Annotated in this window: 16 protein-coding genes; 2 read left to right on the top strand and 14 right to left on the bottom strand. The window is 41.6% G+C overall.

Annotated features, from left to right (window positions below):
* Nucleotides 1–86: 86 nt before the first annotated feature.
* From L1D50_RS12375 to L1D50_RS12330, 10 genes are all read right to left on the bottom strand, one after another.
* Nucleotides 87–623, bottom strand: coding sequence for a hypothetical protein (locus L1D50_RS12375; protein ID WP_128725467.1), 537 nt, complete (start codon nucleotides 621–623; stop codon nucleotides 87–89).
* Between the two features lie 291 nt (nucleotides 624–914).
* Nucleotides 915–2,150, bottom strand: coding sequence for an ABC transporter permease (locus L1D50_RS12370; RefSeq protein WP_128725468.1), 1,236 nt, complete (start codon nucleotides 2,148–2,150; stop codon nucleotides 915–917).
* A complete protein-coding gene (locus L1D50_RS12365; RefSeq protein WP_128725469.1) occupies nucleotides 2,150–3,340 on the bottom strand; it encodes an HlyD family efflux transporter periplasmic adaptor subunit in 1,191 nt (396 codons plus the stop codon). The genes L1D50_RS12370 and L1D50_RS12365 overlap by 1 nt, the downstream gene beginning before the upstream one ends.
* Nucleotides 3,337–4,491, bottom strand: a complete 1,155-nt coding sequence (locus tag L1D50_RS12360) for an HlyD family efflux transporter periplasmic adaptor subunit (protein ID WP_128725470.1) — start codon at nucleotides 4,489–4,491, stop codon at nucleotides 3,337–3,339. Before L1D50_RS12360 ends, L1D50_RS12365 begins: the two co-directional genes overlap by 4 nt.
* The gene (locus L1D50_RS12355; RefSeq protein WP_239966126.1) at nucleotides 4,481–5,431 is read right to left on the bottom strand and encodes an HlyD family efflux transporter periplasmic adaptor subunit; all 951 of its coding nucleotides are present in this window, start codon (nucleotides 5,429–5,431) and stop codon (nucleotides 4,481–4,483) included. Before L1D50_RS12355 ends, L1D50_RS12360 begins: the two co-directional genes overlap by 11 nt.
* Nucleotides 5,413–6,099, bottom strand: coding sequence for an ABC transporter ATP-binding protein (locus L1D50_RS12350; RefSeq protein WP_239966125.1), 687 nt, complete (start codon nucleotides 6,097–6,099; stop codon nucleotides 5,413–5,415). The genes L1D50_RS12355 and L1D50_RS12350 overlap by 19 nt, the downstream gene beginning before the upstream one ends.
* Nucleotides 6,100–6,373: 274 nt before the next feature.
* Complete coding sequence (locus L1D50_RS12345; protein ID WP_128725473.1) at nucleotides 6,374–6,802, bottom strand: arsenate reductase family protein; 429 nt, start codon at nucleotides 6,800–6,802, stop codon at nucleotides 6,374–6,376.
* A gap of 96 nt (nucleotides 6,803–6,898) precedes the next feature.
* Complete coding sequence (arsB, locus tag L1D50_RS12340) at nucleotides 6,899–7,918, bottom strand: ACR3 family arsenite efflux transporter (protein ID WP_128725474.1); 1,020 nt, start codon at nucleotides 7,916–7,918, stop codon at nucleotides 6,899–6,901.
* Nucleotides 7,919–7,927: 9 nt separating this feature from the next.
* Nucleotides 7,928–8,644 (bottom strand): arsenical resistance protein ArsH, encoded by a 717-nt coding sequence (arsH, locus tag L1D50_RS12335; protein ID WP_239966124.1) that lies wholly within the window; start codon nucleotides 8,642–8,644, stop codon nucleotides 7,928–7,930.
* 169 nt (nucleotides 8,645–8,813) lie between these two features.
* Nucleotides 8,814–9,146, bottom strand: coding sequence for a metalloregulator ArsR/SmtB family transcription factor (locus L1D50_RS12330; RefSeq protein WP_239966123.1), 333 nt, complete (start codon nucleotides 9,144–9,146; stop codon nucleotides 8,814–8,816).
* A gap of 466 nt (nucleotides 9,147–9,612) precedes the next feature.
* Between L1D50_RS12330 and L1D50_RS12325 the strand changes: the two genes are divergently transcribed.
* Nucleotides 9,613–10,878, top strand: a complete 1,266-nt coding sequence (locus L1D50_RS12325) for an extracellular solute-binding protein (protein ID WP_128725477.1) — start codon at nucleotides 9,613–9,615, stop codon at nucleotides 10,876–10,878.
* Nucleotides 10,879–10,887: 9 nt separating this feature from the next.
* On the top strand, nucleotides 10,888–13,176 hold the full coding sequence (locus L1D50_RS12320) for an ATP-binding protein (protein ID WP_239966122.1): 2,289 nt from the start codon (nucleotides 10,888–10,890) through the stop codon (nucleotides 13,174–13,176).
* Between the two features lie 123 nt (nucleotides 13,177–13,299).
* On the opposite strand, the gene L1D50_RS12315 is transcribed toward L1D50_RS12320, so the two are convergent.
* The 4 genes from L1D50_RS12315 to L1D50_RS12300 form a co-directional block, all read right to left on the bottom strand.
* A complete protein-coding gene (locus tag L1D50_RS12315; protein WP_128725606.1) occupies nucleotides 13,300–14,340 on the bottom strand; it encodes an IS481 family transposase in 1,041 nt (346 codons plus the stop codon).
* A gap of 136 nt (nucleotides 14,341–14,476) precedes the next feature.
* On the bottom strand, nucleotides 14,477–16,894 hold the full coding sequence (locus tag L1D50_RS12310) for a PAS domain S-box protein (RefSeq protein ID WP_239966121.1): 2,418 nt from the start codon (nucleotides 16,892–16,894) through the stop codon (nucleotides 14,477–14,479).
* Between the two features lie 442 nt (nucleotides 16,895–17,336).
* Entirely contained in the window at nucleotides 17,337–17,789 is a 453-nt protein-coding gene (locus tag L1D50_RS12305; protein WP_128725480.1) for an NfeD family protein, read from the bottom strand.
* Nucleotides 17,790–17,794: 5 nt separating this feature from the next.
* Nucleotides 17,795–18,745, bottom strand: a complete 951-nt coding sequence (locus tag L1D50_RS12300) for an SPFH domain-containing protein (RefSeq protein ID WP_128725481.1) — start codon at nucleotides 18,743–18,745, stop codon at nucleotides 17,795–17,797.
* Nucleotides 18,746–18,923 lie beyond the last annotated feature (178 nt).

Here is an 18,923-nt window from a genome sequence, read left to right as displayed (position 1 = left end):
GTCTTTATATATGGGATAATCCCAAGATAACTTTTCTAGTAAAAAGTACCTAACGGGGTTCATCTCGCTAGGTACTTTTTGTTACGTTATTGAACAGTAACGTTTATGTAGTTAGTTTCAAATGGTGCAATTTCTATGGTTCCGGTCGCATAGACTTCTTTACCCACATCTTCACCTTTTATTTTTATGTAATACTGTCCAGCAGGGATAACAATATCTGTATAGTAATGTGTACCAAAGTGGATCGAATCGCCTTCTACTAACCAACCTTCAGGGGAAACTTCGTATAGATAGCCTTCGCACTTTATTTTGCCAATTCGCGGATGTTTGCATTCGTTAAACTTAAGTCTGGTTTTTCCACTTGGATTTTTTGCCGTTTTTACAAATGCAAATGAGCCATAGTCTCGAGCCGTTTTGGTCGCTTGATGAGGCCACACTTTTTCTTTGTTGACAGAATAATCATTACTAGAACCACTACTCGTTGCTGAAACAACGGTTCCTGAACTGCCAAAAATACCATTAATAGCACCGTCTACACCATCATTCACGACGCGGTTGATATCATTACTTTTACAAGCAGTGAGAGAGGCGAGAGAAAGCGCGATAAGCGTTACTTTTTTCATTATTTGTCCTTGAAGTTCCATTCTCAGCAGCATTTTACTGTGTCAGCGATTTTTGCAAAGCTTAACTAGTTAACTATTTATTAAGCCGAAAACCAACACAAATCATACGAGCATTCAGTGCTCCAATAATGCTTCCTGTTATTTTTGAGTTAAATCGGATAAAAGTTTACCTTGTGACGAAAAAAAGTCCAACAAAAAGCATGCTATATAATGACTTTGTTCATAAAACAGCATGAGAAAAAGTCATTTAGGTTTAAAATAAAGGAGGGGCAACACTATCCTCCAGGTTGATTAGTCACTTTGCAGTGCTTCGATTGGGTCAAGCTTTGAAGCTTTGATGGCCGGATATACTCCAAATGTTAAACCGACTAGGGCACAAATACTAAAAGATAGGAAAATCGCGTTTAAAGACCAAGACACCGCCCAGTTTGAGTAAAATGCAATTATCTCTGAAAGTAAAATACCAAACACCACACCGAGTAATCCGCCTAATATCGAGATGGTAAAGCTCTCAGTAATAAACTGGACTTGAATATTTTTCCGAGTGGCGCCTATTGCTCGTAATAGACCAATTTCTTTGGTTCGTTCAAGTACGGTTGCGAGCATGATATTCATAATACCAATACCACCAACAAGGAGTGATATACCCGCAACGCAAGACATCACCATATTAAAAATGGCCTGCGTTTGCTTTTGCTGAGCAAGCAAAGCAGCGGGAATAGTCAGTCTGTAGTCATCGATATCGCTATGGCGGTTAGTTAAAATGTTAGTGATAGCTTGAGATGCCAAAATTGGACTCTGAGATTTGTCGATGGCAAGTTTCAGTTCGGTAACTTCAGGCTCAAGTAATCCCTTATTAAAGCGATGAATGGCGGTCGTTAGCGGAACAAAGATACGGCTTTGCTCGCCTCCTAATGCAACGCCTTGAAACTCCTTTTTGTTCAGGTGCGGTGCTTGCAAAATGCCAACCACCTCAAACCATAAATGATTGATTTTTACTTGTTGACCAACAGCGCTCCCGAGGGGAAAGAGGGTTTTTGCGGTATTTGCGCCGAGCAACGCAACCTGCCGATATTCCTTGCTATCTTCAGCATTTAGCAGGCGACCCGCTGCGAGTTCATAATGCGCAAGGCTAAAATAGTTTGCTGTTACGCCCGCAGCTTCTCCTTCGAAGCTGCCGAATTCGCTAAATATCTGGTAGGTATCCACCAGTCGTTCAGCCGAAAAGTCGGTCACAAAGGGCAGGGCGTCGACAATCACTTGGCCGTCTAATAGATTAAGACCTTGCGAGTATTTTCGTTGTTCCTTTAGGTCATTATCTTCAATGTCCTTGGCACTGACAATAACATTATTGATCCCCATAGAATCGATCATTTTGAGCGCTTCACGTTCAGCACCTTCACCGATGTTTAACATTGCAATAACGGCACCCACACCGAAAATCATCCCGAGCAAGGTCAATAGAGTTCTGAGCTTATGCTGCTTTAGTTGTGCAATGGCGTCGGTAAATAAATCCAAATATTTCATTACAGTTCCTTATTCGCGACGAGTGCAATTTGTTGCTTGGGAGACAAGCCTGCCAGTACTTCAGTATGGCTTAGGTTGCTTTGGCCTAATTCCACTTTTACGCGTTTAAACTGGCTACCGTCTTTAACTTGAACAAAAAATGCGTTGTTCTCATTGATCACGCTATGTTTAGGCACGAGTAAGGCTTGTTTATTTTCTTGGACAAGTACTGTAGCGAGTACTTTATTGCCAGGCTTGAAGTGGGCTGGAGTCTTATCAAGACTCGCGATGATCTCATAGTATTTTTGTGGATCTCCACGGCGAATAGATTGTGGGTAAGGTGATACCTTCGTGACTTTACCATCAAAGCGCTCATCGCTATTGGAGAGCAGAGTAAACTCAACCTTTTGGCCAATCGCAAGGCCAAGTGCTTCTTTTTCATGCACGAAAAGCTTAGCTTGTAGGGATGAAATGTCTGGTAACCCCCCGATCTTTTGCCCAGGCCATAGCGCTTGGCCTGATTTGGGTTTTTCTCCACGCCAATCGGCACTGAGGGTAAGTAAGCCATCATGTGGCGCGATGACTTCAAGCGCGTCTAAGTTTGCGTTGTACATCGCAATTTTGCTTTCGTGTTGTTTTGACTGCAGCTTTAACAATTCCATTTCTCCAAGGGCAGAAGATGAAAACTGCTCTGTCTGCCAGCCAAAATAAGCTTCTTTTGCATTGAGATATTCAACATTTTGCATTTGATCTAAAATGTCGAGCTTTGAGCGGATCCGTTCATCGTCAACTGAAAAGGTCTCGGCAAAGTGTTTCTCCTCACTGACGATAACCTTGTCGCTATCCAAATGGGACTTTCTCGTGGTTAAATCACTATCGGTGACAGTGATATCTTGTGCGACTTTGCCTTTGTCGAATTCACTAAAGCGTTTTCGTCTTTCTAATTGACTGCCATCGAAGCGGGCAATAACATCGCCTTTTTTCACCTGAGTGTACTCAGGCATGATCCATGCGAGCGTCTGAGCCCCTCTCGCGGAGGTTGGCGCGGATATGACGGTTTCACTTTTGGCTTCTAATTCGCCTTCTGCATCCACTGTGATCGAAAATGGCTTAGGCTCTACGGTATATAGTAGTTGCGCTGGCTGCTCAGGTGCTTCTTGGCAGCCAAGTAACCATAGTGGGACAATGATTGCGAGTAATGTTTTTCTCATAGCTTTACCTCCGTTCCTTGACTAATGCCAGAAGTAACGATGGCAAGCGTCGGTGTGGTATAAGAGACGGTGACTTCTTTTTCTCCGCTATTTGTGTCTATAAACACTTTATCCGCACTTTGTCTTAATGCGTTTAATGGCACGGTCAAGGCGTTATCGAGTTGTGCTGTCACTATCTCTACACGAGCGGTCAATCCCGGTCGCAGCTTTTCAGTATCGATTTTGTCGAGCTCAATAATGGCATCAACAATGCGGCTTTTATCTTGATGTGACTTTTCCCTAAAGGCTTTTCCTATTTCAATGAGTGTCCCACCGACAACATATCCATCGGCACTGTCTATGGTAACTTTTACTGCTTGTCCCAATTTTATCCGTCCAAAATCGGCTTCTTTAATTTGTGCTTTTACCTGCATTTGTTCAATAACTGATAGCTCAACAACAGGTTGACCAAACTGCATGGACTCGCCAACACTGGGCTTTTCACCTTCCCAGTTTGCGCGATATGCAACTAACCCATCCATTGGCGCTTTTACTTGTAAACGCGCTATGTCACGTTTTAGTTCTTTCACTTCAGCATCCATTCGTGCAACCTTACTTCTTGCCATTTGGATACTCAGCTCTTTGTTGTTTAGATGAAAAGCGAGTTTACTGTGGGCAAGCTCTAAATCATTAGTGGCAATGGTGAAGTCGATTTGCGCCTTTTTTCGGTCGTTGTCTGAGCGTGAGTTATCTACTATTTCTGCGCGTCGTTTTGCCTTATCGAAGTTCATTTTTGCTTCAGCGAGTGCGAGTTTGTATTCTTCTTCTTGCTTCTCGACTTGAGCTTGTTTATTTTCTAGCTCTTTTTTCGCTTGGCTTAACTTCGAATTGTACTCCATCAAGCGATCTCTTACGGTTTGATCGTCAAACGATACGACGATTTGGCCTTTCTGAACCGAGGTGTTTTCAGGCATTAACTGTTTAACCTTGTACTGCCACATACGCTTGATTGAAGGAGGGGCTATCAAAGCGCGACTTTTTGACTCTAATTCACCATTCGCTTCTACTGTGATAGTGATTGGCTGTGCCTTTACGATATGTACATCGCGGGGGGCTTGGCTACAGCCAAGTAAATAGAGTGGAATGATGACTGCCAGCAACTTAACTTTCATTTTTCTCTCCTGGCAAAGTGATGCTTCCGCTCATGCCTGGTAGTAGTGGCAAATCGGTGTTAAATGTGAATTTAGCTCGGTAATACATACCTTGGCCCCAATCTTGGCGCTTTTCAGGCTGTGTTGATAGCTCAATGAGGGTACTAGGCGTTGATGAGGAGCGAAAGGCGTCAAATTTTAAATCGGCGATTTGACCCTCTTTAATACCAATAGCATCTACTTCATGGATCCATGCTTCTAGATACAGACCCGCTGTAGAAGGGATTTCAGCTACTTTCCAACCCGGTTGTACTGTTGCGCCAGCAAACAACTTGTTGCCATTCCAAGGGTGTTCAGCATACAGAATAGGGCCGCTATTACTGGCCGTTAGACTCATTTTTTCCAGCTGCTCTTGGTTGTGTGTGAGGCTTGCTTCTAACCGCTTTATTTCCAGTCGCTGTTTCTGAGTATTTGCTTTTGCTTCAGTTTCGGCCTTGCTTAAACTTACTTCAGCTTTGTGGTTTTCGATAATCGCCTTTTCTAATGTCAGCTGATGTTGCTCGTAGTCGTAGGTGCTGATATTGGCTTTTGGCACGTTTGCATCAATTTTGGCTCTTTCAACGAGCAAAGTGGTTTTTTTCAACTGGAACTGAGCTTCGAGTATCTTTTGGGCGCCGTCTTGCTCAATTCGTTTGTACTCATCTTTTGCAGCATCAAGTGCAACTTTATCTTGGTCGATTGAGGTCGCGATAGAGCCAGAATCGTAGACAACCACAATATCACCTTTGTTGGCAACTTCTCCCTCGGGCAGCATCCACTGGATTTGAGTCTTCCAAGAGTCACTCATCGGTGCGTGAAAGACCTGCGTTTCACCTGCTTTAATAACACCTGAGACGATAATTGGTTTGGCAAAAGCCTGCAAAGAGGTGAGTAGGGCGATGCTTATAATATAACTGCGCATTGGCTATCCTCCACTTTCTCGCCATCTTTCATTCTGATGATACGCTCGGCATATGCCGCAATATCGTCTTCATGCGTTACCATTACAATAGTGTGGCCTTGCTGGTGTAGTAGACATAGTAATTCCATGATTTCATGCGAGGTTTTACTATCTAAGTTACCGGTTGGTTCATCGGCAAAAATAACTTTCGGCTCATTGATAAGAGCCCGAGCAATAGCAACTCGTTGGCGTTGTCCTCCAGACATTTCGAAGGGTTTGTGATGTGCTCTGCTATCAAGGTCTACCTTTTTTAGCATGGCAAGCCCGCGACTTTTTGCCTCTGATGGGGAAGTGTCAGTGTACCTTAGCGGTAAGATGACATTTTCTAGTGCGGTCAGGCGGGTAAGTAGATGGAATGTTTGAAAGATAAAGCCAATTTTTTGATTTCTAATTTGTGACAATGCTTCATCTTCCACCGCTTGAATTTCCTGGTCTGCAAGATAGTAAGCACCAGAGGTTGGAGAGTCTAAGCAACCAAGGATATTCATTAATGTAGACTTTCCAGAGCCAGATGATCCCATCACTGCAACAAATTCACCTTCCATTACTGCTAGAGAAACGGATTTTAGTGCGTGCACTTGGGTTTCTCCGCTTCCGTAAACGCGGCTTAAGTTTTCGACCCTGATCATTATTAATTGTAATCCCTTGTTTTTATTGTTTTCTACTCATGGTTTAGAGGTGTTTAACCTTGTACCTGAATTTGAGTGTAGTGATTGTTAGGGGTAGAGTAAACCGAGAAGGTACAAGACGAAAAGGGATTTAAGGTAAAAAGTTGTTTTTGGATACTGTACATTATTAACAGTGCCAAGAAAAATTGGCTGCCAAGTTCATATACGAAGCAGCTCTTCGATAATTACCATTACACTTAGTGTTGCTAACACCCTAGCTTGTGCTGACAGGAGCCTATAACGCCTTTGTTTTTAGCGCGCCATATTCGTCCAAAACTTGCTCGCCATCTTCCTTAAAATACGGACCCATAGGCCATTTATCGAGTAACGCTAACACCGATTCGCTTGGTCGACATAACTTCACGCCTTTAGGTGAGCAGACGATTGGCCGGTTTACTAGTACCGGATACTTAAGCATGGCTGTTATTAGGGCTTCATCCGATACTCCAGCCTCAAGCAGCCCAAGCTTGCGAGCTGGAGATTTTGTTACTCTTAGTGCTTCACGCGGTGAAATATCGGCCGCAGCGAAAAGTCCTAAAAGCTGGTTACGTGTCCATCCTTCCTTTAAGTATTCAACGATAATTGGCGTATACCCAGCATCTCGAATAATCTTTAATACGTTCCTTGAAGTACCACAGTCTGGGTTGTGGTGAATGACTATCATAACTCAACCTTTTTCATAAAAATTAAAGTTAATTACCACCCAATTTAGACTCAGCTTGCAGCAAATAGGGATGTGTAAATTGGTATCATTGAGCGTTTACTCTGTGAACCAATGTCGCGTATGGTTTGCAAGCCACACCAGTGAAAGCATGACGGGAACTTCGACTAAAACTCCAACAACTGTGGCTAATGCTGCACCTGAATTTAGCCCAAAAACCGAAATTGCAACGGCTACTGCTAACTCAAAAAAATTAGATGTGCCTATCATGCAAGCAGGTGCAGCTATGCTATGTGGCAGCTTCATTTGTTTTGCCATAAAATAAGCAATAGCAAATATACCGTAGGTTTGAATAAGTAAAGGAATGGCGATGAGTATAATTGCTTGTGGTTTGTCCAAAATAGTCTTTGATTGAAATCCGAACAACAACACAACAGTTGCCAATAAGCCAACGATTGACCAAGGTTTCATAGTTGCTAAAAATTGCTTTAATCGAGAGTGGTCATTTGCGTCGTCGAGCTTCTTTCGAGTGATTGCACCAATCACCAGAGGAATTAGCACGTAGAGGACGACAGACAGAAATAGTGTTGTCCAAGGGACTGTAATATCAGTCACGCCTAGTAAAAAGCCTGCGATAGGCGCAAAAGCAAATATCATAATAATATCATTGACCGATACTTGCACTAGCGTGTAGTTTGCGTCGCCTTTAGTGAGTTGACTCCAGACAAACACCATCGCTGTGCATGGTGCAACACCCAGCAGTATCATGCCTGCGATATATTCTGTTGCTGTTTGTGGGTCTACCCAATCAGCAAATATCCCCTTAAAGAATAGCCAGCCAAGAAATGCCATGGTAAATGGTTTTATTAGCCAATTAATGATCAGTGTGAGGGCGAGGCCTTTGGGTTTTTTACCTACATCTTTCAGTGAAGAAAAGTCAATTTGCACCATCATGGGGTAAATCATTAACCAAATAAGCACCGCAATAACTAAGTTGACGTGCGCATATTCAATACCAGCTATAATAGCAAATGCATCCGGTACAATACTTCCAAATAAGATACCTACCACAATGGCGATACCTACCCACACCGACAAATAGCGTTCGAATAAGCCCATGTTACCTCCTTAGATATCACCTTGGTTAACGCGCTGACTTAATTGCTCTGCGGATTCAACGCGTTCTGAATAGCGGTTGACGAAGTAGTCCTTATTATCGCGAAGTAATAACGTGAACTTTATCAACTCCTCCATTACATCGACAATTCGGTTGTAATAAGAAGATGGCTTCATCCGATCATTTTCATCAAACTCAAGAAAGGCTTTTGCCACGCTGGATTGGTTAGGAATGGTGACCATGCGCATCCAACGACCAAGAACCCTTAACTGATTCACCACATTAAATGACTGAGAGCCACCGCATACCTGCATAACAGCTAATGTTTTCCCCTGGGTTGGGCGTACGGCACCTATACTCAGAGGGATCCAGTCAAGCTGACTTTTAAAAACACTTGTGATTGAGCCATGCCGTTCTGGTGAACACCATACTTGTCCTTCTGACCATATCATGAGCTCTCTAAGCTCTTGAACCTTGGGATGATTCTCATCACCTGTGTCAGTTTGTGGTAGACCTTCAGGATCAAAGATTTTTACCTCGGCTCCCATGTGTGTAAGCAGGCGAGCACTCTCTTCAATAACCAAGCGGCTAAACGAACGCTCTCGCAGTGAACCGTATAGCAAAAGTATGCGGGGAGCATGTTTTTTTTGGTTGCTAAGGCACTTGTCTAATGCTGGAATATCAAACTGTGATTTATCAATGTTCGGTAGTGTGTTGTCCTGAAACATAATGTATTGTGCTCCTAATCTCGTTTATTTAGCTCAAAGTAGAGCAGGAGAGATGCATATACGTCATCGTAAGCCATTTGCTAATCCTACCCACCAAACTAAGCTTGTCTGGCTATTCGTTAACACCATAGTTGCTGAAAGAAGTAACTTTCATAGTCTTTATTTGCTACTAACAAGACGATGCTTGAGCTTTTGATGCATTTAGTTTTGCTAACGCCTCAGCAAAATAACTATGATTGTGGGCAACGGTTTGATTAATAACCTCCTTTGTCCATAAGGGGAGATCTTCATGAAGCCGGTAGTACACCCATTTTCCTCGGCGTTCATCCCGTAAAATATTACATTTTCGCAATTCTGCGAGGTGGCGTGAGACTTTGGGCTGATCTAACTCAAGTCCTGCCATAAGGTCGCAAACACATGCTTCTTCAAGTTGATTGATAATTAGAACTGATTTCAGTCGGGTGTCATCGGACAGGCATTTGAAAAACTGTAACGGATTCATGAATCATATCTCTTAAATCATATATGTGAAATATGATATATGTGATTTTTCATATGTCAACGTGTTTTATTTTTTAACTGAGTTTAGGACCGGAAGGAAATCAACTCATTACTTTTTCATGCGTTACCTTTTTATAGGAAAACCAATGAATTAACGATTACAGTGTGTTCGTGCAACTATGAATCTGTTAATAAAAGCGCAGTGGGCATCTTAGGATATTGCTTGTTGATCTCTTTACTATTTTCTATGACAAAGCACTTTGTATGTTAATTGGAGATTTTTGGTGATAGCGACTGGATAGTCAGCAAGCTCTGCTTCTTCTTTACACGCCTTGTGTTGAGACACTCGTAGCTATTCACAATGTAGTCGGGCATGAGTGGTATTTTAACAAAGTTACGATATTGCCCACGGTTACCGTGATCATAAACTATATTTACTAACAAGTTATATAAACCGTTTAACTGTTATGAATAAAAATGGAAGAAGAGAGTTTTTAAGCAAAGCGGGTATAGGGCTGGCGTTATCTGCTGCGCTCATTAAAGCTCCTTATGTGTTCGCAAGAAACAGGACAACCCTCCGTGTAATGGGGACACATGTCACGTTACAAGAGCCTCTGCGTCAGCGTGCGATGAAAGAGTTGGGAATCGATATTCAATTCTATCCAATGGGCAGTGCTGCAGTTCTGCAAAAAGCTGCTGCAAATCCTGCCGCATTTGACCTTTACGAACAGTGGTCAGATTCTATAAACATACTTTGGCAAGCAAAAGCGATTCAGCCTATAGATATTGAAAGGCTTACCCACTGGCATGAAATAAACCCACTTACAAAGACGGGGAAACTTATCCCCTCTGCTAAGGTGGGGGCAGGTGATGCACCCAACAAGCTGCTGTATGTTCAAGATGACGGGACGCTTGCAAGCGACGTAACAAAAAAAATTAGCTTTCTTCCGTACGTACACAATGTTGATTCCTTTGGTTACAACACCGATTTTATAAAACAGGGGAGCCCTTATGAAAGTGAATCTTGGGGTTGGCTATTGGATGAATCTAATGCGGGAAAAACAGCAATAGTGAATGCACCAACAATAGGGATCTTTGATTTGGCGCTCGCCGCGCAAGCAAGGGGTCTGGCCTCTTTCAAAGATATTGGAAATATGACTATTGACGAAATAGACAAGCTTTTCACAATTTTATTAATGAAGAAGCGCAAAGGGCACTTCTCTGGGTTTTGGACTTCGGTTCCACAATCTGTGCAATTTATGTTGGAGAAGAGAGTTCACATTCAAAGTATGTTTTCACCTGGGGTAAGTGCCTGCAGAGGGCAAGGGTTACCGATCACATATGCCTCACCGAAAGAGGGCTATAGGGCATGGCACGGTGTTATGTGCCTGTCATCTCAGGCTCGTGGCCATGTTAAAGATGCAGCTTACGACTATATGAATTGGTGGCTTTCAGGATACCCTGGCGCATTTATCGCTCGACAAGGATATTATATCTCAAACCCAGAGCGTAGCAGACCACTAATGTCTGAGGCTGAATGGGATTATTGGTATGACGGTAAGCCTGCAGCGACAATTTTAAAAGGTACAGATGGCAAAGTTGTTGTAAATACAGGAGAATTACGCGACGGTGGAAGTTATGTCAAACGCTTTTCTAACATAGCTGTATGGAATACCGTTATGGAAAATTATGATTATAGTTTAGATCGCTGGTACGAATTACTAAACGCATAAGGCTGAGGCATGCCAATATTTTCAATAAGATCGCTTTCAAGCAAAATTCTACTGGTTTTGCTTGCTTTCGCTGCAAGTCTTACTGCTGTCTATCTATTTCTGAGCTCACACGTGGAGGTTGTTGATAATACGTTAACGAGCACGTTGAATGTATCTAAAAACTCAGTATCAGTACTTAAGATCAACAAAGAGATTGTTGAATTGCAGCGTGATATTTCTGTGTTCAGCAGTTCTGGTAGTTCCGCTATCTATGAAAAGGTCGTGAGCAATCATGCGAAAATTACGATAAAGCTCACAGAAATACAGGCAAAGGTACCAAGTGAAGAAGAAAAGCGGCTCATAGATTTTCTGCTAGAAATTGTAAATAGGTATGGTAGTAACTTAAGTGTGCTTATGCAGCGTTATCAAGAAAGAAAGCATCTGCTTGAAACTCAGTTACCAGAGGTGTTTACAAAAGCTGAAGCTTATTTAAGACCACAGTTAGCTGGTGATGACATCAGTCAAAAGAAGATCACGATATATCAGATATTGGATTTATGGATGACACTTTACCGAGATGCAAATCTGTACTTAACACAGAAAGATTACAAGAAGAAAAAAGCAGTGTTTGATGGTTTGGCAGAGATAGATCGCAGGCTACTGATAGGTAAAGAGTTGAGTGATGAAAACGTGGCTAAATTACAGGCGTTATCCCACCGATTCCGCGATGTATTTAACGGCAGTATTCAAGCAAATAGAAACTATTTAACTTTAGTTAACGTTGTAATGGCTGGTGATGCAGTAGAGTTCTCAAATTTGGTAGATAAATTAAGAGCCGACTCCTTAACTAGGCTGGATAATATACGAAACGCTGCAGAGGCAAAGATCTTAGAATTCGACAGAATGATAAAATCAGCGATGGTTGTGGGGATACTCTTTTTAGTATTTTTTGTTTTATTCTTTCACTTTCATATTATCCGTTCAATTAAGCGCCTTACTAAGAATTTTCAACATTGTATTGAAGGTGACTTATCGGATGAGATAAAGGATCTTGATCGAAAAGATGAAATTGGTACGTTAGCTAATGCTGCAAATCAGTTTAAATTGTTAAGTGAAGCGCTTATCGAAGCGAAGCGGGTCGCTGAACACACGTCGAAAATAAAATCTGATTTCTTAGCGAATATGAGCCATGAGATCCGCACACCAATGAATGGTATCTTAGGCATGGTAAGGCAGCTAAGAAACACGGGTCTGAACAAAAATCAAATGGACATGCTTGAACTGGTGGACTCTTCGGGAAAAAGTCTATTGGTTATCTTAAATGATATTCTTGATTTAAGTAAAATTGAGGCTGGGAAAATTGAGCTTGAGTCGCAACCATTTGAGATAGAGAAACTTTTATATGAACTTGAGCAGACAGGAAAAACGCTGAATAAGTCGTCTTCGGCGGAGCTAACAATCATGAATACGGTGCCTGCCAACTTACGTGTTTTTGATGGGGATGTCATCCGGCTTAAACAGGTGCTGCTCAATTTACTTAGTAATGCGATAAAGTTTACTGAGCAGGGAACAGTGAAGTTGCGAGTGGATCTTCAAAAGCAAGATGCAAGCAACGCAACATTAAAGTTTAGTGTAAGCGATACAGGTATAGGTATTCCACAAGACAGAATAGAAAAGCTATTTGAAGCGTTTTCCCAAGCCGATACATCAATAACTCGTCGATTTGGCGGTACTGGGTTAGGCCTAACCATTTCAAATAAGCTACTAGATTTAATGGACTCTAAACTGGAAGTGGAAAGTCGTGTGGGAGAGGGCTCAACGTTTAGCTTCACAATTACACTTCCAGTGTCAAAGGGAGTCGATAAAAAAGAGGCGCCTAAATATCAAAAACTTAGTCGTAATGTTACTGAAAACATAGAAGTGCTTTTAGTCGAAGACAACAAGGTCAATCAAATTGTTACTAAGTCAATGTTAAAGGATTTAGGGCTGGTAAATATTACTCTTGCTGAAAATGGGCTTGAGGCTGTACAGCTTTGTGAAGAGCAGGACTTTGCGTTGATCTTAATGGACATGCAAATGCCAAAAATGGATGGTCCTACAGCTGCTCAACATATCCGTAAGTTAAGAAACTACCCAGATATTCCGATAATAGCATTGACTGCAAATGTACTTGAGCAGGACAAAAAACGATGTTTTGAAGTCGGAATGAACGCTTTTATATCAAAGCCTATTGATTACCAAGCGTTTGTAGAAGCAATATCTAGAGCGATAGAAAAGCCCGGAGTGACGCATTCCCCAAGTCAATCAGGCTCTGCTTAAATTTATTGAGGGTGTTCATAACTCAGTGTCAACTAGTGCAGGAGTGCTCATCCATATTCGAATAGATGTACTAGCTCAGACTTGACCTGACAGTTACCCGTTTTTCAATCGGTGACTGTCAGCCTAGATTTGGGCTAAATTCTTTTCAACCCAGATCGATTTCCCATCTAATAATGTTTCAAATGGCGTTCTACCACAGCATTTTTTTCCTTGATGAGTTCGGTCATTATTGTAGTAATTTATCCACTCGTCCAGATCCTTTTGGAGCTCTTCCAGAGAGCTGTATAACTTTTTGCGAAATGTCACTTGATAAAACTCTTGAAGTATCGTTTTGTGGAAGCGTTCGCAGATACCGTTTGTCTGCGGCGACATTGCCTTGGTTTTGGTATGGTCTATGTCGTTGACCGCTAGATAAAGCTGATAATCATGGTGTTCAACCTTACCGCAGTACTCAGTTCCACGATCAGTGAGGATCCGTAGCATAGGTAGTTCGTGCTGCTTAAAGTAAGGCAAAACTCTATCATTCAGTAGCTCTGCTGCTGTGATCGGTGTTTTAGTGGTGTAGAGCTTTGCAAACGCAACTTTGCAATATGTATCAACAAAAGTTTGCTGATATATACGGCCAACTCCCTTTAGGTTTCCAACATAAAAAGTATCCTGTGAACCAAGATATCCTGGGTGCTCAGTCTCAATTTCGCCGCAGGCTTCATCGTCCTGTTTTTTCTTCTCAAGAGCTGTTACTTGGGACTCTGTGAGAATGAGACCTTCTTGCGCAACTTTAGCCTCTAGCGCTTTCAGACGCTTTTTAAAGTTTTCCAAGTCATGGCGCAACCAAACAGACCGCACACCACTGGCAGAAACAAATACGCCTTGTTTTCTTAACTCATTGCTGGCTCTGACTTGCCCGTGAGCCGGAAATTCAATCGCATAGGTGCAAACTGCGTTTTCAGTCTCTTCATCTACACGGTTCTTCAGGTTTGGTGTTCTACGCGATTTACCGATGAGTGCATCAATACCGCCTTCATCAACGAGCTCTTGATAACGATAAAACGTATCTCGCGAAACCCCCATCATTTTGCAGGCTTTAGATACGTTTCCAAGCTCTTCAGCTAGATTGAGCAAACCAGCTTTGTGTTTAATGATTGGATTGTTAGTATGTAACATGAGAGTTACTCCTTAGTTGTTTTGAACAAAGATTCGACACCTTTATCAAAACGGGTAACTCTCAATTTTTCAAATCGAAATGTCAGGTCTGGTCAGAACTAATTCAGAATAGAGACTTATTATTTCTCGAAATTATCTATTTTACAAAGCTTGCTAAAGCGCCATACAAAATAGGCAGCTCAATTGGTTTTGCTATATGCGCATCAAAGCCTATTTCTAAGTAGTGCTTAACATCTTCAACCATAACGTTCGCAGTGAGAGCGATAACAGGGATCGGATTTCCCTCATTTCTGATAGCTTTTATCGCGTCAACCCCATCCATAAAAGGCATGTGTATATCCATTAATACTAAATCAAATGCCTGCTCTTTTAGAGCTTCGATTGCAAGCCGACCATTGTCGACAACGACAGCTGTTGCATTTGTCTCTTTAAGCATTGTTTTGATAAGAATTTGATTAATCTTATTGTCTTCGGCAATCAAAATACGAGTGTGTTTTAGATTAGGTGGTGTAAATGATTTTGTGCGTACAGGTTTAGATTGCGTTTTTATCTTGTCTAACGGTAGGATAATATTAACTGTAGTTCCTTTACCAGCTTCGCTAAATAAGTTTATTTTTCCATTCATCAACTTAATAAGACTTACAGTAATTGACATTCCCAGTCCCGTACCACCGTATTCCCTAGTAGTTGATGTGTCAGCTTGTGAAAAACGCTCAAAAATACGTTTTTGCGCATCCTCATCCATTCCGATACCAGAGTCTTGAACACTTAAATAAATCGCTTTTTCATTGTTATATGATTGGCAGCTGGCAATTATTTTAACTTCCCCTTTGTTGGTGAATTTAACAGCGTTAGATGCTAAATTTAGTATTATCTGCTTTACGCGCACTAAATCACCAATCCATCCGTCTTCGAAGCTATCATCTGCTGATATGACAAAGTCTATACCTTTGTTACTGACTAATGCATCTAGGTCATATTTAACAGAGTCCAAAATATCTAAAATTGAAATTTCGGTACTTTCTAACTCAATTTTATTGGATTCAATTTTTGAATAATCCAAGATATCGTTGATGATTGTAAGCAAACTCTTGGCAGAAAATACGGCGTTAGCTAAAACTTTCCCTAAATCGGGCTCTAAATTAGCGTTTTCTAGCAATTGTAACCCCCCTAAAATAGCATTCATTGGTGTACGAATTTCATGACTCATATTGGCTAGGAAGTCACTTTTTGCTTTAGAGGAATGTTCTGCTGCTAGTCTAGCCGTTTCAGATATTCTTATTGCTTCAATTTTTTCGGTAACATCATAATTTACCCCAACAACTTTTATTGCTTTGCCATTGCTTCGAATAACCTCTGCACTGGCTTTAATTGTTCTCACTTCACCGTTTGGGTGTACAACTCTGAACTCTGGTTCATAAACGCCGGTACCATCAATTGCAGCTTGCAGCTGTGCACTTGCAAATTCTATATCATCAGGGTGTACGGCACTCGCCCAAGCATCATAGACTTGTGTAAATTGTGATTCTGATATGCCATAGAGCTTAAACATCAGCTCGTCCCAGATGAGCTCACTTGTAACTAAGTCCCACTCCCAAACGCCGATTTGGGCAGAGTTATTCGCAAGCTGCATTCTGAGCGCTAAAGAATCTGCTTGGTTTCTCGCATTTTTAAGTTGCTCCTCGGTTTCTTTTTGACGAGATATATCTTGAATGACTGACCAAATAAAATCTTCGTTATTATCGTCGGTGACTTTAATACCAGATAGGAGGACATGAAAGGTATGTCCGCTTTTATGGATATATTCCTTTTTATATGGTCCGTACCTTCCTTGCGCCTTAAGGTTAATAAGTTGTTTTTGTTCTTCTTCTTGGTATTTAGGAGGTGTTATCTTCCAGTAATCAATATTGTTTAGTTCGTCTACTGAATATCCAGTCATTTTACTGAACTCATCATTTACATAGTGGAAAGCCCCATCTTTCAACGAATTAACAGCGATACCAATTGGAGCTGCGTTGACAAAGCGCTCAAACTTCATTTTCTCTTTTTGATACGCAGCTTTGTAACGCTTAATATTAGTATTTGCTTTTTTCAGTTGCTCTTTCGCGCTGTGTAGTTCCGATATGTCCCTACCTATTGCTACGACGAGCTGCTTTCCTTGGATTTGCACTGCCGTCAATGATATTAGACAAGGGAACGTTTCGCCTTGAGTGTTGGAGTGGCTCCACGGAAAAAGCTGAGGACCTTCAGTCAGAGATTTGTTTACGTGCTCCATAGCTAGCTCTTCTGAAGCTCGGCCGCATGGTTGATATTCAGGGGAAATGTCGGCAGGAGTTAGTGTTAGAAATTTACTTTTACTTTCGATGCCGTGTAGTCGAACGGCTGCTTGATTACATTCAGTAAATTTACCCGTATTTATGTCTAAAATGGATAGCGCGTCGCCTGACGCCTCGAACAGCTTTTTATACTTGTCACGTTCAAAAGATGCTTCCGCTAATTGAGATTTCAGACTTTGAATTTCTTTCTCTAATTCGAGCTCAGTTTTACTTACCATGTCCATCCTAGTATGCGGCTTCAAGCGTGGTATACATATTTACCTATGGGTTTCAGTATAGGACGGGAATGGATATTCACGTAGTAGAAGAGCGAAATAAATTTCTGAAAATCACTATGCAATTCAATGACCGAGCTGCAAAAAACCACAGAAGATTTTAGATAGAAAGCGATATAAGTACCAAGGCTTAACTAACCCGATCTGCGAATGATTGATGCCTTACTAGCAGCCAGTTCTAGCGCTAACAGCATTGAATTCACCTCCAATAGTCAGCTATTGGAGGTGAATTTGCTTGCTTACATCCATGTAGGCAAGGAAAAATTTTGCTATTTAGCTGTTCTAAATAAAAAATTTAATGCAGTTAGCGTCAGACTTGCTCCTTTAAATAGAGCAAGAATTAAGACTAACAGGTATTAGCTTAATCCTTAATTCATAGACAAGCCTAATTTGGTTCTACCCAAAACGCTCCAACCTCTTTTTTAACTACTTTGACTTGCGTTCCTGCAGTAATAGGTTGTTTACTTTTTAGTTGCCACGCAATACCAGAATAGGTATGAAAAATACGACTTTCTGCATTCAAGTCTTTTTCCAGCGTAAAGGTAAGCTCAGCAAAATCACTGGTTACTTCTTTGTCGTCTGTGACATCTTGCATGCGTCTTAGTGGTTTCCATAAAAACACAGCCAGTAATGTCGTGACTAATGCATTAAACCAAAGTGCAGTCAGCCAAGTTTGGTCAAGCATACCTGCATACATTAAGCCGCCACTTATCACCAGAGACAGACCTAAAAAGAACAGTACAAAGGTGGCAAAACCAAGCACAGCAACCTCAACAATTAGGCAAGCAATTCCTAGTACTACTAAGGTTTGTGCTAAATGCTCAAGTAAAAAGGCCATAGGCGTTACCCTTGCTTTTTATTTAACGTATTAATAATAGACATGCCTTGTGCCACAAGCGAACTTGCATCTGTGCCATTGTCTGGTAGCAATACCACAGAAGATTCTTTAGCTATCGCTTCTTTTGCTGCTATGGCTTTTGTTGCTAAGTCAAGCTGGATGGCTTTTTGGCCTTCTTCGGTATTTGCGGCTTCACCGACTTTACGAAGGGCTTCGGCTTGTGCGTCTGCAACGGCAATAATCGCTTTTGCTTCACCTTCAGCTCTTAGGATCTGCTCTGCCTTTTCGGCTTCAGCTGCAAGCACCTGCGCTTGCTTCTTACCTTCCGCGACGTTGATAGCGGCTTGACGGTCACCCTCTGACTCTAGTATTTGAGCTCGTTTCACACGCTCAGCCTTCATTTGTGCTTCCATTGCTTCCATTACAGAGTTTGGTGGCACAATGTCTTTAATTTCGTAGCGCAGTACTTGGATGCCCCAAGGATCAGAAGCTGAGTTGATGGCGGCGACGATGTTGGTATTAAGTAAATCTCGCTCTTCAAAGGTTTTATCCAACTCCATTTTACCCAGTTCGCTACGCATGGTGGTTTGCGCGAGCTGAGTCACCGCGAAGATATAATCGTCAACACCGTAAGTCGCTTTATACGGATCTAACACTCTAAAATAAAGTACACCATCAACAATCAATGAAATATTGTCTTTAGTTATGGCTGATTGAGATGGTACATCAACGGCTTGCTCCTTTAAGCTCCTATCGGCCGCTACGCGGTCGATAAATGGCAGAATAAAGTTTAGGCCGGCTTCTTTAGTGGATTGATACTTGCCGAAACGTTCAATAATCCACGCACGGTTCTGCGGGACAAATTTGATACTCCCTTTTAGTACCACAATAACGAAAATCAATAAAAACGCTTGGATGGTAAAAAGGTAATCAAAAATAAGTGTGACTGGATCCATGTTAGCTCTCCTACTACATAAGAATTGTTCGCATCAAATGCATGTTCCCAATATAGATGAATAACGTAAGAATAGCTATTGGTTTGTTTTCCCCTCAGTGTAACTATGATGACTGGACTTTTTGGGCAGTTTTGCATGTGGTTTGTAACGAAGTGTATAAATCATATTTATATTTAGA

Source organism: Pseudoalteromonas sp. Isolate6 (genome assembly GCF_022398435.1).
GTDB classification, from domain to species: Bacteria; Pseudomonadota; Gammaproteobacteria; order Enterobacterales; family Alteromonadaceae; genus Pseudoalteromonas; species Pseudoalteromonas galatheae.
Note: the sequence above shows the minus strand (reverse complement) of the source record. Positions and strands in the feature narration are given on the sequence as shown.